The sequence below is a fragment of the Chryseobacterium sp. YIM B08800 genome (genome assembly GCF_026163565.1).
In the GTDB taxonomy this organism is placed as follows: domain Bacteria; phylum Bacteroidota; class Bacteroidia; order Flavobacteriales; family Weeksellaceae; genus Chryseobacterium.
Genome location: NZ_JAPDKN010000039.1, coordinates 1 through 364 on the forward strand (window position 1 = coordinate 1; position 364 = coordinate 364).

The 364-nt window shown below is 39.8% G+C and carries 1 pseudogene; it reads left to right on the top strand.

The annotated features are described in order from the left end of the window. Positions 1–364 (top strand): annotated as a pseudogene (locus OEW74_RS14715) (T9SS C-terminal target domain-containing protein); the annotation flags it as partial.

Sequence of the window (364 nt, forward strand, 5' to 3'; positions counted from 1 at the left end):
AAATCAACAGGGAGAAGAAGTCTGGGAAAAGTATTTCTCAGGACAAAATCACGACTTTTTATCGGCAACGGTTGCTACGCAGGAAGGAGGATTTCTTTTAGCAGGAACTTCTTTTTCAGGAAAAGGGTTAGACAAAAAAGATGCTTCGAAAGGAGGGTCTGATATCTGGTTGATTAGAATCAACGAATTCGGAGATGAATTATGGCAAAAAACTTTAGGAACCTCACAGGATGAAGAAGCAAGATCTGTGATTCAGACTGCTGATTTTGGTTTTATGGTCGTTGGAAATGTTCAGAATGCAGCCAACGGATTCGGTTCGAAAGATGTAACGGTAACAAGACTTGACAAAAACGGAAAAGTTCTT